The organism is Bradyrhizobium sp. BRP19, assembly GCF_020194195.1.
GTDB classification, from domain to species: domain Bacteria; phylum Pseudomonadota; class Alphaproteobacteria; order Rhizobiales; family Xanthobacteraceae; genus Bradyrhizobium; species Bradyrhizobium yuanmingense.
Genome location: NZ_JADYVZ010000004.1, coordinates 118118 through 133228, shown reverse-complemented (window position 1 = coordinate 133228; position 15111 = coordinate 118118). Strand labels below are relative to the sequence as shown.

Annotated in this window: 15 protein-coding genes and 1 pseudogene; 8 read left to right on the top strand and 8 right to left on the bottom strand. The window is 64.4% G+C overall.

Annotated features, from left to right (window positions below):
• Positions 1–40 precede the first annotated feature (40 nt).
• From I6F36_RS15195 to I6F36_RS15185, 3 genes are all read left to right on the top strand, one after another.
• Entirely contained in the window at positions 41–1243 is a 1203-nt protein-coding gene (locus tag I6F36_RS15195; protein ID WP_225171689.1) for a calcium-binding protein, read from the top strand.
• A 166-nt stretch (positions 1244–1409) separates the two neighbouring features.
• Positions 1410–2498 carry a mandelate racemase/muconate lactonizing enzyme family protein gene (locus I6F36_RS15190; RefSeq protein ID WP_225171688.1) on the top strand — a complete coding sequence of 363 codons (1089 nt, stop codon included), beginning with the start codon at positions 1410–1412 and terminating at the stop codon, positions 2496–2498.
• Between the two features lie 220 nt (positions 2499–2718).
• Positions 2719–3867 carry an amidohydrolase gene (locus I6F36_RS15185; protein WP_225171687.1) on the top strand — a complete coding sequence of 383 codons (1149 nt, stop codon included), beginning with the start codon at positions 2719–2721 and terminating at the stop codon, positions 3865–3867.
• 1 nt (position 3868) lies between these two features.
• On the opposite strand, the gene I6F36_RS15180 is transcribed toward I6F36_RS15185, so the two are convergent.
• Complete coding sequence (locus I6F36_RS15180) at positions 3869–4084, bottom strand: hypothetical protein (protein WP_057026832.1); 216 nt, start codon at positions 4082–4084, stop codon at positions 3869–3871.
• Positions 4085–4175: 91 nt separating this feature from the next.
• On the opposite strand from I6F36_RS15180, the gene I6F36_RS15175 reads away from it, so the two are divergent.
• Positions 4176–4898: a DUF72 domain-containing protein gene (locus I6F36_RS15175; protein ID WP_225171686.1), complete on the top strand. Its 723-nt coding sequence runs from the start codon at positions 4176–4178 to the stop codon at positions 4896–4898.
• Between the two features lies 1 nt (position 4899).
• Here I6F36_RS15175 and I6F36_RS15170 read toward each other — a convergent pair.
• A pseudogene (locus I6F36_RS15170) lies at positions 4900–6085 on the bottom strand (CaiB/BaiF CoA transferase family protein).
• Between the two features lie 183 nt (positions 6086–6268).
• Between I6F36_RS15170 and I6F36_RS15165 the strand changes: the two are divergent.
• Positions 6269–6511, top strand: coding sequence for a hypothetical protein (locus I6F36_RS15165; protein ID WP_156446846.1), 243 nt, complete (start codon positions 6269–6271; stop codon positions 6509–6511).
• A 266-nt stretch (positions 6512–6777) separates the two neighbouring features.
• Positions 6778–7665: a VOC family protein gene (locus I6F36_RS15160; protein WP_225171685.1), complete on the top strand. Its 888-nt coding sequence runs from the start codon at positions 6778–6780 to the stop codon at positions 7663–7665.
• 30 nt (positions 7666–7695) lie between these two features.
• Here I6F36_RS15160 and I6F36_RS15155 read toward each other — a convergent pair whose 3' ends face one another.
• The 6 genes from I6F36_RS15155 to I6F36_RS15130 are packed head-to-tail and all read right to left on the bottom strand — an operon-like array spanning position 7696 to position 13576.
• Complete coding sequence (locus I6F36_RS15155; RefSeq protein ID WP_225171684.1) at positions 7696–8745, bottom strand: LacI family DNA-binding transcriptional regulator; 1050 nt, start codon at positions 8743–8745, stop codon at positions 7696–7698.
• A complete protein-coding gene (locus I6F36_RS15150) occupies positions 8742–9386 on the bottom strand; it encodes a ThuA domain-containing protein (protein WP_036004213.1) in 645 nt (214 codons plus the stop codon). Before I6F36_RS15150 ends, I6F36_RS15155 begins: the two co-directional genes overlap by 4 nt.
• Before the next feature lie 10 nt (positions 9387–9396).
• Positions 9397–10494, bottom strand: a complete 1098-nt coding sequence (locus tag I6F36_RS15145) for a Gfo/Idh/MocA family protein (protein ID WP_225171683.1) — start codon at positions 10492–10494, stop codon at positions 9397–9399.
• Positions 10495–10515: 21 nt separating this feature from the next.
• A complete protein-coding gene (locus I6F36_RS15140; RefSeq protein ID WP_225171682.1) occupies positions 10516–11361 on the bottom strand; it encodes a carbohydrate ABC transporter permease in 846 nt (281 codons plus the stop codon).
• A complete protein-coding gene (locus I6F36_RS15135) occupies positions 11354–12307 on the bottom strand; it encodes a carbohydrate ABC transporter permease (RefSeq protein WP_225171681.1) in 954 nt (317 codons plus the stop codon). Before I6F36_RS15135 ends, I6F36_RS15140 begins: the two co-directional genes overlap by 8 nt.
• Before the next feature lie 3 nt (positions 12308–12310).
• Entirely contained in the window at positions 12311–13576 is a 1266-nt protein-coding gene (locus I6F36_RS15130; protein WP_225171680.1) for an extracellular solute-binding protein, read from the bottom strand.
• 164 nt (positions 13577–13740) lie between these two features.
• On the opposite strand from I6F36_RS15130, the gene I6F36_RS15125 reads away from it, so the two are divergent.
• Positions 13741–14499, top strand: coding sequence for an SDR family NAD(P)-dependent oxidoreductase (locus I6F36_RS15125; RefSeq protein WP_225171679.1), 759 nt, complete (start codon positions 13741–13743; stop codon positions 14497–14499).
• Between the two features lie 124 nt (positions 14500–14623).
• On the top strand, positions 14624–14905 hold the full coding sequence (locus I6F36_RS15120; RefSeq protein ID WP_156446847.1) for a hypothetical protein: 282 nt from the start codon (positions 14624–14626) through the stop codon (positions 14903–14905).
• Positions 14906–15111 lie beyond the last annotated feature (206 nt).

Here is a 15111-nt window from a genome sequence, read left to right as displayed (position 1 = left end):
TCAGAGTCACGCGACTGACATGAAATGGGAGTGATGCGCCATGCGCACGATGCCGAACGACACCCTGATCCTCACCTTTCCGGACTTCAGCCAAACCGCGACCATCGTCGGAGATCCCAACTTCCCGATCGACGGCTGGGGCGGGAACGACACGGTGACGGCAACCATCCTCAACACGGACGTGTTCGTTACGCTGATCGGCGAAGACACGGTCATGCAGGGCAATTCCCACGGCGGCAACGACACGCTCACGGCGAACGTGGATTATCCCTTTAGCGGCGCCACCATTATGGGCGACGCCGAGACCATGTTGGGCAATGCTGCAGGCGGCAGCGACACGCTCACCGCCGACGCCGGCGGCAATTTCCGCTCCAACATCTCCATTTACGGAGATGCCGGAGGCGACATGTCGGGCAACACGCAAGGCGGCAATGACACGCTGACAGGCGTGACCGGTGGGCGCGCCTTCGAGAACGTGTTCAGCGGCGATGCCGGGGGATCCATGAGCGACAACGCGCATGGCGGCAACGACACGCTGAACGTATTCGAATATGCATACGAAAGCACGGCGACCCTCAGTGGGGATGCCATCGGTGCCATGACCGGCAATACAATCGGTGGCAACGACGACCTCACGCTCGGCATCAGCAGCGGCATGGCGATTGGAGGTGGAACGCTGGTCGGCGATTCGCTCACGTCATTGACCGACAATGCCCAGGGTGGCAACGATACCCTGACCTTCGTGACGAATGGCGGCGAGCCGCCGCCGGCCGTCTACGGCTCCCAGCTGATTGGCGACGCCATGAACATGTCCGGCAGTGCGCGTGGCGGCAATGACATCCTCAATGGCGGAGAGTTCACTGATCATCTCTACGGCGATGCGCGGACTTATGCGCCATCTACCCCTGGCTCTATCACCGGCGGCACGGACACGCTCAACGGCGGCGCGGGTAATGATCAGCTGTGGGGCGGACCGAACAACGATGTTTTCGTCTTCACGGCCGGCTCCGGCAACGACGTCATCAACGACTTCAATCAAGGCAACATCGCGGTCGGCAGCACCGCGGGGGAACTCGACGTGATCAACCTGCACGACTACGGTTTTGCCGACTGGGCGACCCTGTCCGGCCTCATCAGCGATGACAGCTCGGGCAATGCGGTGATTCAGCTCACTGCCAATGACACCATCACCCTGAGCGGAGTGCATGCGGCCTCGCTGGAGGCGACTGACTTCATAGTCTAGCGTAAGGTGGGTTAGCCCCGCGGATTGCGCGAAGCGCAACCCGCTAGGCGTAACCCACCATCTTCGTATCCGCGGAGACAGAAGTGGTGGGTTACGCCGAGCATATGCGCTTTGCGCATCCGCTCGGCTAACCCACCCTACGAAGAACAAAAATCAGGGAGGCACCATGGCACGCATCGCAAACATCGAGACCGGGCTCTACCGGATCCCCCTCCCCATCACCCTGTCGGACTCCACGCATGGCGACATGACGGCGTTCGAGCTGATCACCTGCCGCATCCGCGATGCCGATGGCGCCGAGGGCGTCGGCTACACCTATACGGTCGGGCGCAACGGCGGGGCTGTGGCCGACATTCTCAAGCGCGAGATCCCGCCGCTGGTCGAAGGACGCGAGGCCGACGATACCGAGGCGATCTGGCATCATGTCTGGTGGGGGCTGCATTATGGCGGGCGCGGCGGGCCGGCGGTGCTGGCGCTCTCGGCACTCGACATCGCGCTGTGGGATCTGAAGGCGCGGCGCGCCAAGCTGCCGCTGTACCGCCTGCTCGGCGGCTTCGATGCGCACGTGCCGTGCTACGCCGGCGGCATCGACCTCGATCTCTCCGTCGATGCGCTGCTGAGGCAGACCGACGGCAATCTCGCCAAGGGCTTTCGCGCCATCAAGATGAAGGTCGGCCGGCCCGACCTCAAGTCCGATGTCGCGCGCATCTCCGCGATGCGGCAGCATCTCGGCGACGGCTTTGCGCTGATGGCGGATGCCAACATGAAATGGACGGTCGAGGAGGCGATCCGCGCCGCGCGTGCTTTCGTTCCTTTCGACCTCACCTGGCTCGAGGAGCCGATCATCCCCGACGACGTCGCGGGCCATGTGCGTATCATGCAGGCGGGCGGCGTGCCGATCGCAGCGGGCGAGAATCTGCGCTCGCTGTGGGAGTTCAAGAACTACATCGCCAGTGGAGCGGTGTCCTACCCGGAGCCCGACGTCACCAATTGCGGCGGCGTCAGCGCGTTCATGAAGATCGCGCGGCTCGCGGAAGCGTTCAACCTGCCCGTCACCAGCCATGGCGCGCATGACATCACCGTGCACCTGCTCGCGGCCTGCCCGAACCGATCCTATCTGGAGGCGCACGGCTTCGGGCTCGACAAGTATATCGAGCATCCGCTGGTGCTGAAGGACGGGCTGGCGCTGGCGCCCGATCGGCCGGGTCATGGGATCGGGTTTGACTGGAAGGGGCTGGCGAAGCTGGCGCCTTAGGGCACCGTCATGCCCGGGCCTGCGCGGCCGAAGCCGCTACGGCGCGGCGAAGGCCCGGGCATCCACGTTCTTTTCAGCTGCGAAGCAAGACGTGGATGGCCGGGTCAAGCCCGGCCATGACGATGTGGCTGCACGCGAGCCATTCCCCTTCGCAGGATGCGTCAGCCCGATAATCTTTTTATGGTGACGGCACCCGACACCTTGCGAAAGATCCCCTGCCTTGACCCCCGACCTGCACCAGAAACTGACCGCGTGGCGGCGGCATCTGCATGCCCACCCGGAGCTGTCGCTCCAGGAGAAAGAGACCTCTGCCTTCGTGCAGGACAAGCTCACAGAGCTCGGCATTCCCTTCGAGGCTGGCATCGGCGGCCACGGCATCGTCGCGACCTTGAGGCGCGGCCACGCGCAGAGGCGGGTCGGCCTGCGTGCCGACATGGATGCGCTGCCGATCACCGAGGATACCGGCCTGCCCTATGCTTCGAAGACATCGGGCGTGATGCATGCGTGCGGCCATGACGGCCATACCGCCGCGCTGCTCGGCGCCGCGGCGCTGCTCGCCACTGATACCGATTGGAGCGGCACGGTCGACTTCATCTTCCAGCCGGCCGAGGAAGGCTTTGGCGGCTCGCGCGCGATGGTTGCGGCCGGGCTGTTCGATCGCTTTCCGATGGAGCGGATATTCGGTTTCCACAACTGGCCGGGCCTTGCCGCCGGCACCATCGCCGTGCACGACGGCGTGGTCATGGCCTCCGGCGGGCGCATCACCATCACGATCGAGGGCCACCCCGGGCACGCCGGCATGCCGCATCTGACCCGCGATCCCGTGGTGGCGGCCGGGCACCTCATCGTCGCGCTGCAATCGGTCACCTCGCGCGGCGTCGATCCGCTCGACACCGCCGTGCTGTCGCTCTGCACGATCGAAGGCGGCACCGCGCCGAACCAGATCGCCGGACGCGTCACCATCCGCGGCACGCTGCGCTATCACCGCGAAGCGGTCAAGGACGTCATCCTCGACGGCATCACGCGTACCTGCGCCGGGATCGCGACCAGCTTCGGCGTCAAGGTCACGCCCGAGATCGTCTGGGGTGTCGGCGTCGTGATCAACACGCCTGATGAGGCCGACCTCGCGCGCATCGCCGCAGAGAAGGTGCAGGCGCCGGTGCGGCGTGATCTCGCGCCGAGCATGGCCGGCGAGGATTTTGCCCATTATTTGCAGCAGCGGCCCGGCGCCTTCGTCTGGATCGGCAATGGCGAGTTGCGCGACGGCGCCGAGCTGCACGGCCCGCGCTACGATTTCAACGACGCGATCCTGCCCGTCGCCTCGCGCTGGATGGCCGAGGTCGCCAAGGCGGCGCTGGCGTCGAAATAACTTAGGAGATTTCGCGCGGCAGCTTCCAGTCCGGCCGCGGCGCGAATGTCTCGTCCACGCGCTCGACGTGATAGCCGGCAGGCAGAATGTGGCCGCCCTCCTCGTCGGCAACGGGCACGTCGGTGACGAGGCCTTCGATCAAGGCGGCTTCCCACACTTCCTTCTCGGTCGGAAAGGGATTGCCGATCTGCTTGTCGCCTTCGAACAGCGCGTACATCGGTTCCGGTCCTCACCGTTGATGCTCACGAGAAACGTATCGGCCGCACGGACGTTCCCTCCGGCAAATGGCAACGGATGGTACGTGAAACATGGCGCGCGTTCTGATCGGAACTTCGGGCTGGCACTACGCCTCCTGGCGCGGCCCGTTCTTCCCCGAGGGCGTGACGCTGAAGCAGCAGCTCAGCTACTATGCCGGGCAGTTCGACACCACGGAGCTGAACGGGGTGTTCTACCGCACGCCGACGCCGGAGGCGGTGAAGGGATGGCGGGAGCAGACCGGCCGCGATTTCGTGTTCGCCTGGAAGGCGTCGAAATTCATCACGCATTGGAAGCGCCTGTCGGAGCGCTCCGTCAACAGCCTCGAGTTGCTGGAGGACCGCATATCCAGGCTCGGCGGCAAGGCCGGCCCGATCCTGTTCCAGCTGCCGCCGCAATTCGAGGCGAACGCGGACCGGCTCGCCTCGTTCTTCAAGCTGCTGTCGCGGAAACGCCGCTACAGTTTCGAATTTCGTCATCCGAGCTGGTATCAGCCGCGCATCCTGCGCATGCTGGCTGAGGAGAACATCTCGCTGTGCCTGTCCGATCATCACGACGCGCCGGCGCCGTGGAAGCGCACGGCGGATTTCGTCTATGTGCGCGGACACGGGCCAAGCGGGCGTTATCACGGGCACTATACCCATCCCACGCTGGCGCAATGGGCTAGGCGCATCAAGTCGTGGAAGCGGCAGGGCTGCGACGTCTATGTCTATTTCGACAACGACCAGAAGAGCGCAGCACCCGCCGATGCAAAGGCGTTGAAGCAGCTGCTGTGAGTTAGATGATGCCGCCTTGCCGGAGCGCCGCGATCTCGTCTGCATTGTAGCCGAGGTCGGCGAGGACGCGGTCGGTGTGCTCGCCGAGCGTCGGCGGACGGTGCGCGATCTCGCCCGGCGTTTCCGACAGCCGCACCGCGGCGCGGGCAACCGGGGCCTGCTTCGGCAGGCCGGGATAGTCGACGTCCTGCATGAAGCCGGCGGCGCGGATATGCGGATGATCCAACGCCTGTTGCGGCGAGAGCACGGGACCGGTCGGAATCATCGCCTGGCCCAGCGTGTCGACGGCCTCCTGCGTGGTGCGCTCGGCGCACCAGCGCGCCATCCGCTCGCTGATGATGCGGCCGTTATTGCCGCGGCTGATGTCGTCGGCAAAGCGCGGATCGTTCAGCCACACATCCTCCTCGCCCATCAGCCGCGCCCAGCGCTTGAACAGCGGATGGCCGGTGACCTGGCACAGCACCCAGCCGTCTTTGGTGCGGTAGATGTCGGCGGGCGCCGCGGTCTGGCCGAGATTGCCGGTCGGCACGCGGTTGACGTCGATGACGGCCTGCTCGATCAGCGTGGCATTGGTGAAGGACAAAGCGGTTGCGAGCAGCGCGCCCTCGACGATCTGTCCCCGCCCGGATTTGCCGCGCTCGATCAGCGCGGCGAGCGTGCCGAACGCGCAGTGCAGCGCGGTGCCGAAATCGACCCAGTTCACCGCGGCGCGGTACGGCGGATCGCCCCCGCCCGTCATGTACACCGACCGACATCACCTGGCCGACGCCGTCGAAGCCGACGCGGTCGGACCACGGGCCTGGCCCGCCGAACGCGGTCGCCGTGGTCAGGATGATGTCCGGCTTGATCTCTTTCAGCGAGTCGTAATCGAGCTTCATCGCGCGCAGGGTCTGCGGCGGCAGATTGGCGACCACGACGTCCGCGGTCGCGATCAGGCGGCGCATCACCTCCTGGCCTTCCGCCTTCATTGGATCGAGTGTGATGCCCTTCTTGTTGCGGTTGATCTGGAGGAACAGCGCGCCCTCGCCGCCTTCGCCCACCGGCGCGACGAACCGATCCTCGCTGCCGTCGCGCTTCTCGACCCGGATGACCTCGGCCCCGAACTCGGCCAGCAAGGTCGCGCAATAGGGCCCGGCGATATAGCGCCCGAAATCGAGCACGCGCACGCCCTCCAAGACTCCTCCCATCGGCTTCTTCCCTGTTGTTCCAAGGAGATTACAGGGACTGGCTGCCACGGCAAGATCAAGACAGGCATGGGCCGGCCCTCATGTATGACGGCGCGGATTCAGGTCTTGCGACAAAGGAGCAGGCGCCAGGAACGATTCGAGCATCGGAGGCTTGGTTTTTTTAGTCCAAACAAGGAGAACCCGATGAAAAAACTAGCGACGATTGCGACTGCTGCTGCGTTGGCTGTGACTTCCACGATTGCTTTGGCCCAAGGTGGCGGCGGCGCCGGGAGCGCGGGCGTTGATCGGACCAATAACAGCATGGCGAATGACGCTGGCAAGGGCGGCCCCAAGACGACGACCGGCGCCGGCAAGACGTCCGGCAGCAAAGTCAAAAGCTCCACCGATCACGGAGAAAAGACCGGGGAAAAACTGCGGGGCCAATAACGGGCAATCCGCAGAAGAAGAGACCGCTCCAGGGCGGCCTCCTCCGATGTGCTTCCGATCACGGTTAGGTGACGACGCGGGAGGAGTATCCCTCCAAAGAACTAGCCGCCGAAAGGCGGCTAGTTCTTGACCTTGTATTTTTCTTATTTCTTCAGGGCGTCAGCCGCACCTCGCATCGCATGGCACGGGGCCGGCGAAAGCATTCGACGGCCGGAATCTATGCTTTAAGATGCACGCGTTTATCCCCCAGCGAGAAGCGCACAACGATGCCGCAGCAATTCGATCGATCCACAGAAGATCTCGGCAACGCCATCCATTTCGAGCACGTCAACATCCAGGTCCCGGACCAGCGCCTCGCCACGCTGTTCTACGTCGCCGGGCTCGGGCTCACCCGCGATCCCTATCTGATGGTGTCCGACACCAACATGTGGATCAATGCCGGGCGGAGCCAGTTTCATCTGCCGAGCGGCCGGCCGCAGGTGCTGCGCGGACATATTGGCCTCGTCATCGAAGGCCGCGAGGCGCTGCTGGCGCGGCTTGCAACGGTCGCGAAGAAACTCGAGGGCACCGCGTTCGCATTCACCGAGCATAACGACCATGTCGAGGCGGTCTGCCCCTGGGGTAACCGTTTGCGCTGCTACGAGCCCGGCGCCGCGCGGTTCGGCCGGATCGCGCTCGGCATTCCCTATGTCGAGTTCGACGTGCCTATGGGATCGGCAGCCGGCATCTGCGCCTTCTACCCTGAAGTCATGGGCATGCCCGCGAGCTTGCGGAACGGCGATGGCACTGTGGCCGCCGTGAAGACGGGCCGCAACCAGCATCTGCTGTTTCGCGAGACCGACCGGCCGCAAGCCGACTATGACGGTCACCACGTGCAGATGTACATCACGGACTTCTCCGGCCCCTACCGCAAGCTGCTTGCGCGCAAGCTGATCTCGCGCGAGGACAATCAATACCAGTACCGGTTCTGCGACATCGTCGACCTCGACAGCGGCAAGAAGCTGTTCACGGTCGAGCACGAGGTTCGCTCAGTGACCCATCCGATGTTCATGCGTCCGATGGTCAATCGCAATCCGGCGCTCAACAACCGCAACTACGCCTTCGGCCACGACGAGTCGGCTTGGGCGATGGGGCCGGATCAGTACGAGGGGTAGTCCTCGCGCGGCGCTTCCGTGCGCTTCACGCTACGGCAAATTATCCCGCAGGAAGATGTCGATGCGGATGCGCTCCTGGTCGGGGCTGATCGGCTCGCCCGAACAATGCGCGAGCAGGACTCGCGCCGCAGACCGCGCCTCATGGCCGGCATCCTGGTTGATGACGGCGTCGAGCGTGCCGCGCACCAGGAACCGCCTGGTGTGCTCGGTCAGCTCATGGGTGATCCAGACCACCTCGCGCGCGCGGCCCGAGGCCTCGAGCGCATCGGCGATGCCGCGGTTTCCGGCGCCGCAGCAATAGATGCCGCGGAGATCGGCATGGCGGGCGAGCAGCGCGGCCGTGAGGTCCCGGGTGCGGTCACTGTCGTCGCGCCCCTCGATGACAGGCAGTGCGGACAAGCTCGCATACTCGCTCGACAGGATCTGGTGGAAGCCGAACTGCCGTTCGGTGTGGTCGCGCAGCGACAACGATCCCGCAATCACGGCGACGGTGCCCTCGCCCCCGGCGAGGAAGCGCCCCATCAACGTGGCGGCGGTGCGGCCCGCGGCCGGATTGTCGATCCCGACATAATGCACCCGGGACGAGCTCGGCGCGTCCGACACCAGGGTGACCACGGCAACCCCGCGCGCGACGAGCTCGTCGATCGCGGCGCGCACCCGGGGATGATCGAGCGCGATGACGGCGACGCCCTGATAGGCCGGCGAGAGGTTCTCCAGCGCACGGGCAAGGACATCGGGGTCGAACACGTCGACATGGTGGATGTCGATGAAGCCGCGATGGCCGGCGAGCCAGTCCGCGGTGCGCGCGACCTGCTCGCTGAGGTTGGTCATGAAGCTGTTGCTGCCGGTCGGCAGCACGAAAGCGAAGCGGAAGGTCTGCCCGCGGGCGAGCCGCGCCGCGGCAACATCGGCGCGATAGCCGAGCTTTGCCACGGCGGCCTCGACGCGCGCGACGGTCTTGGCGCGGACACCCTCGCGCCGGTTGACGACGCGATCGACGGTGGCGAGCGAAACGCCCGCCGCGCGCGCGACGTCCTCGAGCGTGGCCCGAAGCACCGGCTGGGTCGCGCCTTCAGTCATTCGCGCGCGGCCCATAGCATGCCGCGGGTCATCAACGTCCGGATCTCCGGCACGTCAAGCTCGTAGGCGCGGTGGCCCAGCGAGGAATAGAATACCCTCCCGGCGCCATAGCGCTTCTTCCACACCACCGGCATCACCACGCCCTCGATCCAGGGCGCGTGCTCACCGGTGAAGGTCGTCGTTGCCAGGACCTCGATGGCGGGATCGACATGCATGTAATATTGCTCAGACCGATGCTCGAAGCTCTTCAGACCCGTCATGATCGGATCGTCCGGCTTCGTCAAGTCGACCTTGTAGTCGATGATGTTGCCGGGATGGGCGACCCACTGCCCGCCGCACAGGAATTGGTAATCGACCGATTCGCGGAAAGCATCGCACATGCCGCCATGGTGGCCGGCAAGCCCGACGCCGCTGCGCACCGCATCGCAGAGGTTGAGCGCTTCCGCCTTCTCGATCTTCGACATCGTGTAGATCGGTATGATCAGCGACAGATCGTGGATCGCGGGATCGGCAAAGGCTGCCGTCGTGGTTTCGATCCGCACCTCGAAGCCTTCCGCCTTCAGCCAGCCACGGATCATCGACGCGCAGAGATCGGGATCGTGTCCCGGCCAGCCGCCCCATACAATCATTGCCTTGCGCATGGTCATTCCCTCAATCGATCTGTCCGGTTTCGCGTCCCGCCGGCAGCATAGCCGGCCGCTCGACGCGGCTCTCGATCCCGACGCGGCGGCCCTCGTCGGCGGAAGTCTGGAACGCCTCCATCACCTCCAGCACGTGGAGAGCGAGCGCGCCACTGGCGCGATGCGGCCGGTCGTTCAGGATCGCGCCAGCCATGTCGGCGACGCCGATGGAGCGGAACTCGCCCTCGACGTGGCCGTGTGTCAACGGCATCGCCTCCCATTCGCCGCCGGTCTTCGCCACCTGAACCTCGCCGCCGAAGCGATTTGGATCCGGCACCAGCATGCTGCCCTTGTCGCCGTAGATCTCGATCGGCGCATGCCGATGTTTCGGCACGTCGAAGCTCATCGTGATCGACACGACGGCGCCGCTTTCGAACTCCAGCGTCCCCGCGACATGGGTCGGGACCTCGACCGGAATCAGCGCGCCGTTCATCGGCTGGCTGGTGACGAGGCGCTCGGTTTTGGGGCGCGCGGTCGAGCCCATCACGCTGGCGACCGGGCCGAGCAATTGCACGAGATCGGTGATGTAATACGGCCCCATGTCGAGCATCGGCCCGCCGCCGCGCAGGTAATAGAAGCCGGGCGCCGGGTGCCAGCGCTCGTGGCCGGGGCAGCCGAAGAAAACGCTGCCCGCGACGGGCGTGCCGATCGCGCCGTCGTCGATCAGCTTGCGCGCGGTCTGATGGCCCCCGCCAAGGAACGTGTCGGGCGCGCAGCCGACGCGCAGGTTCTTCTGCGCGGCAAGCTCCATGACCTTGCGCGCCTCAGTGACATTGATGCCGAGCGGCTTCTCCGAATGGACGTGCTTGCCGGCGTTCAGCACCGCCAAACTGACATCGGTGTGGGCGAGCGGCACCGTGAGATTGACGATGATTTCGACGTCGTCTCGCTTCAACAATTGGTCGACCCGCATTCCCGGCAAGCCGAAGGCCGCGCCCTGGCGTTCCGCAATCTCGCTGCGCATGTCGGCGAGCGCCCTGACCTCCATGACCGGAAAGCGCTGGGCCGCCTTGAGATAGGCGGTGCTGATCACCCCGCAGCCGATGATTCCGATGCCGACTTTTCTCATGTTATCTCCTCAGAATACGGCTCATCCCTTGACCGCGCCCGCGGTGAGGCCGGCCACGATGTGCTTCTGCGCCAGCAGGAACAGAATGATCGTGGGCAGGATGGTGAGCGTGATGAAGGCCAGGATCAGGTGCCATTCGGACGAGTATTCGCCCTGGTAGACCATGATGCCGAGCGGCCAGGGATACAGCGCGTCGGTGTTCAGCATCACCAGCGGCAGCAGGTAGGCGTTCCAGCTGTTGACGAAGGTGATGGTGCCGACGGTCGCCAGGATCGGACGCGACAAGGGCAGCGTCACATAGCGGAAGAATTTGATGTAGCTGCAGCCGTCGACCAGCGCGGCCTCGAGCAGCTCATAGGGAATGTCCTTGAAGAAGCGGCGTAGCAGCAGCACGCTCATGGCGAGGCTGAACGCCACCTGCGGCAGCGCGACGCCGAAATAGGTATCGAGCAGGCCGAGATCGCGCACCTTGATGAACAGAGGCAGCACGGCGGTCGCGGCGGGAAACAGCAGGCCCAGCGTCAGATAGCTGAGCAGCATCGATGAGCCGAAGAACCTGACATGGGCGAAGGTGAACGCGGCCATCGAAGCCGTGATCAGGGTCAGCGCCACCGCCAGCGTCGAGATAACAAGCGAATTGCGCAGCAGCTGCCAGTAGCGCGCCGAGAACAGGATGTCGGCGTAGTTCTGCCATTCCCATTGTGCGGGCAGGCCGAATGGATTGACACGGAGCTCGCCGAGCGACTTGAAGCCGCCGAGCAAGGTCGCGAGCAGCGGCACCAGGACGAAGATCGCGAGCAAGCCGAGGAACAGCGCCTTGAACAGCGCTGCGGGATCGAATGCGCTTCTAGCCCCGGCACTATTCATCGCGCATGAACCATCGCTTGTAGGTGAAGGCAAAGGTCACGCAGATCGCGAACAGGATGACGCCGATGGCGCTGCCATAGCCGACCCGCATGCGCGAGATGCCGTTGTTATAGAGAAAGCTCACCAACGTGTTCGAGGAATCCGCCGGTCCGCCGCGCGTCAGCGGCATGACGAGATCGAACAGCTGCAGGGATCCGATGATGGCGAAGAACACCGACAGGCGGATCGTCGGATAGAGCAAGGGGATCACGACGTGGCGCAGCGTCTGCGCCCGCGTCGCGCCGTCGATACGGGCGGCCTCGACCAGGTTCTTGTCGAGGCTTTGGAGCGCGGCGATGAACAGCATCATGTGGAAGCCGAAATACTTCCAGACCACCACAATCAGGACCGCCAGCATCGCCGTGTCGGTCGAGGCCAGCAAATGCGGAGGCTCGGCGCCGAAGGTGCGCCAGATCGAGGCGACGAGGCCGTAGTCGCCGTCATAGACGAAGCTGAAGATCAGCCCCGTCGCGATCTCGGCGAGGATATAGGGCATGAAGAACAGCATGCGCAGCGCCACGGCGCCACGAAACTTTTCGGCCAGCATGAGGGCGAGCGTCAGCGCAAGCGGCAGCTGGATGGCGAGCGAAACGGCGATGATCAGCCCGTTGTTGCGCAGCGCGAGCCAGAAGGCCCGCGTCTCCAGCACGAAGCGGTAATTGTCGAAGCCGATCCAGTTCGTCGGCCTGCCGAACCCGTTCCAGTTGAAGCCCGAGTACCAGGCGGCCTCGCCGATCGGCAGCACCACGAACAGCGTGAACAGCAGCAGCGCGGGCGGCAGGAACAGGATCAGGACCGTGAAGCGGCCATCCCAGCCTGGGCCACGAACCGCGCCACGAATCCCGACCTGGGGGGCCGCCTCACCGGCAACGCCGATCGGCGACGACATCGCGATCCGTCGCGGCACCGGTCAGTTACCCTGCTTGTACGCCGCTTCGATGGCTTTCGCTGCGTTCTGCGGGCTCATGCTGCCGCCGGCGATCTCAGCCGTGACGTCGTTGACGACGCGGCCGACCGACGGGCCAAGGCTCTGGTCATAGAAGTTCTGGTGATAGTTGGACTTCGCCAGATTGGCCGCGATCTGCTTCATGAAAGCGCTGTTGAGACCGGCCTCGCCGCCCTTGACGACGGGAACGATGAAGTTGCCGGCGGCAAGCCGCGCCTGCACGTCCTTGGAGATAAAGAATTTCAGGAAGTCGGTGGCTTCCTTGGGCGCCCCCTTGGTGATCAACCAGCCGGTGATGCCGCCGAGCGTGTCTGACGGCTCGCCCTTGCCGCCGGGTACGACCGGAAAATCGAACCAGCCAAGCTTGTCGTCGCCGAGACCAACCTTGTCGGCGGCAAGCGCGCGCTGGGTGTGATAGAAGGACGAGATGGCCAGGATCATCGCGGCCTTGCCGTCGCCGAAATAGCCGACGGCCTGCGGATTCTTGAACCCGAGGAAGCCGTTCTGGAAGGGCTGGAGATCGACCAGCTGCTTGAACAGCTCGCCGGATTTCTGAAAGGTTTCGCCGGCGAACCCGCCATTCTCACCCTTCAGTGCTGCATCGAAGGCCGGCTTGCCGCCGATGCGCACTGCGAGATGCGTCCAGTAAAAATGCAGCGGCCATTTGTCGGCACCGCCAACCACAATCGGCGTCACGCCCGCGCCCCTCAGCGTTTTCACTGCGCCGAGCAGATCGTCCCATGTCTTGATCTTGCTCGCGTCGACATTCCCCTTGGCCATCAAGTCCTTGTTGTAGAGGAAGCCGACCTGCGAGAGCGCGGTCGGCAGGCCATAGACCTTGCCGTTGCTGGTGAAAGCCGCGAGCGCTGCCGGTGCGATCGTGTCGCTGTAGCCGCCGCTTTTCACGGAATCGGTGATGTCTGCCAGGACGTCGGCCTCGATCTGGGTCTTCAGCACTCCGCCGGCCCAGCTATAGATGATGTGCGGCCGATCCTTGGATTGCAGGATGGTCGGCAGCTTGGCCTTGTAGGCCTCGTTCTCGAGGAACTGCATCTCGACCTTCACACCTGGGTGCGACGCCTCATAGCTGCGTGCGACCTCCTCCCAGATCTTCACCTGGGCCGGGTTGACCTCGATGTGCAGCCATTTGACCGTGGTGTCGGCTGACGCGGAACTGGCCCAAAGCAAGCATGCGGCAGCAGCGAGTCCCAGTTTCCCGAGCAATCTCATCACATCCTCCCGACGACTTTTATTCTTTGAACGCAATCCTGCCCTCAATTTTTGAGGTACGCAACACAAAATCTGATCTATGCACCTCACCAACGGAATGGCTAAGGTTTGGAAAAGAGTCGGCTGCGGCGCGCCGCGCCGGCCGCAACAAACCGAGGTGCCCAATGGCTGCCATCTATTCCGACCTCGCCGGCAAGGTCGTGCTCGTCACCGGCGGCGCAGCCGGAATCGGCGCTGCGATCGTGCGGCGCTTTGCGGAGCAGAAATCCAAGGTCGTGTTCTTCGACATCAAGACCGACGAGGGACAGCGCCTGGCGCGCGAGCTGTCCGAGCGGGGACTGGCTGCGCATTTCCAGCACGTCGATCTCATCGACATCCCCGCGTTGCGTGCCGGCGTCGTCGAGGCACGCAAGGCTCATGGCCCGATCAACATCCTGATCAACAATGCCGCGCATGACGAGCGGCACAACACCGAGGAGATGACGCCGGACTATTGGGACGACCGCATCGCGGTGAACCTGAAGCACCAGTTCTTCGCATCGCAGGCCGTGTTGCCGGACATGAAGGCGGCCAATGCCGGCGCCATCGTCAATTTCGGCTCGGTGTCGTGGATCGCAGGACAAGGCGGCATGGCCGCCTACACCGCCAGCAAGTCAGGCGTGATCGGACTGACGCGCTCGCTGGCGCGCGACTACGGCCCCTACAACATCCGCGTTAATGCGATCGCGCCAGGCTGGATCATGACCGAGCGGCAGCTCGAGAAATGGATGACGCCGGCCGGCGAGATCGAGCTGCAGCAGCGACAATGCCTGAAGCGCCGGCTCATGCCGGACGAGGTTGCAAAGTTCACCGTCTTCCTCGCCTCCGACGAGGCGTCCGCCTGCACCGCCCAGCACTATATCGTCGATGGTGGCTGGGTCTGAGATGCCTTGAGGATCCAGTTGGAAATCTGATCCGGGCGCGGCCGCGCGAAGCTCACGAAGTCAAGGACGCGATGGATCAGGCTGGTTGTGACCGGCTGGCGCCGTGGTCACGCGAGGCCGCCCGATGCCCTCGCTCAAGGTCTTGCCGCTGGCGACATTGACGAAGTGCAGCGAGGCGCAAGCGGGACACCGGACCGGGACGTGCGTGTCCGCGGCGTCGGAGGCTGTGCCGGGAATCCAGTGCTGCACGTTCATGCCCGTGCGGGGGCATTTGAAGATGACGTTGCGCTCCATGCTGGAGATATGCGCCCGGCGCGGCGACCTGGAAATTGCGGTCCAATACTTACGCAGATGTCCTGAACGGATTGACGCGAGCAGCGGTGAAGACATCGCGCAGCGCTTGTAAGCAGGTTGCCGATCGAGAAGCGTTCGGTCAAATACCGCCGCCTCCCTTGAGCTGGATCAAGACATGTTTGCGACGCCGACGATAGTCTTGTGTCGGCATCGGGAACGCTTTTTCGAGGTCCCATTTGCCGGAGCGAGCGACGTTTGGATTTCGAGGCCTTCCCGGCGCCGCTTTCACGGAGAGTGCAGAAGACCGCGAACATGGAG

Excerpts from the sequence above, each read along its gene's own strand:
- I6F36_RS15195 (WP_225171689.1), top strand. The coding sequence starts at position 41 with ATGCGCACGATGCCGAACGACACCCTGATCCTCACCTTTCCGGACTTC.
- I6F36_RS15190 (WP_225171688.1), top strand. The coding sequence starts at position 1,410 with ATGGCACGCATCGCAAACATCGAGACCGGGCTCTACCGGATCCCCCTC.
- I6F36_RS15180 (WP_057026832.1), bottom strand. The coding sequence starts at position 4,084 with ATGTACGCGCTGTTCGAAGGCGACAAGCAGATCGGCAATCCCTTTCCG.
- I6F36_RS15175 (WP_225171686.1), top strand. The coding sequence starts at position 4,176 with ATGGCGCGCGTTCTGATCGGAACTTCGGGCTGGCACTACGCCTCCTGG.
- I6F36_RS15165 (WP_156446846.1), top strand. The coding sequence starts at position 6,269 with ATGAAAAAACTAGCGACGATTGCGACTGCTGCTGCGTTGGCTGTGACT.
- I6F36_RS15160 (WP_225171685.1), top strand. The coding sequence starts at position 6,778 with ATGCCGCAGCAATTCGATCGATCCACAGAAGATCTCGGCAACGCCATC.
- I6F36_RS15155 (WP_225171684.1), bottom strand. The coding sequence starts at position 8,745 with ATGACTGAAGGCGCGACCCAGCCGGTGCTTCGGGCCACGCTCGAGGAC.
- I6F36_RS15150 (WP_036004213.1), bottom strand. The coding sequence starts at position 9,386 with ATGCGCAAGGCAATGATTGTATGGGGCGGCTGGCCGGGACACGATCCC.
- I6F36_RS15145 (WP_225171683.1), bottom strand. The coding sequence starts at position 10,494 with ATGAGAAAAGTCGGCATCGGAATCATCGGCTGCGGGGTGATCAGCACC.
- I6F36_RS15140 (WP_225171682.1), bottom strand. The coding sequence starts at position 11,361 with ATGAATAGTGCCGGGGCTAGAAGCGCATTCGATCCCGCAGCGCTGTTC.
- I6F36_RS15130 (WP_225171680.1), bottom strand. The coding sequence starts at position 13,576 with ATGAGATTGCTCGGGAAACTGGGACTCGCTGCTGCCGCATGCTTGCTT.
- I6F36_RS15125 (WP_225171679.1), top strand. The coding sequence starts at position 13,741 with ATGGCTGCCATCTATTCCGACCTCGCCGGCAAGGTCGTGCTCGTCACC.
- I6F36_RS15120 (WP_156446847.1), top strand. The coding sequence starts at position 14,624 with ATGCCCTCGCTCAAGGTCTTGCCGCTGGCGACATTGACGAAGTGCAGC.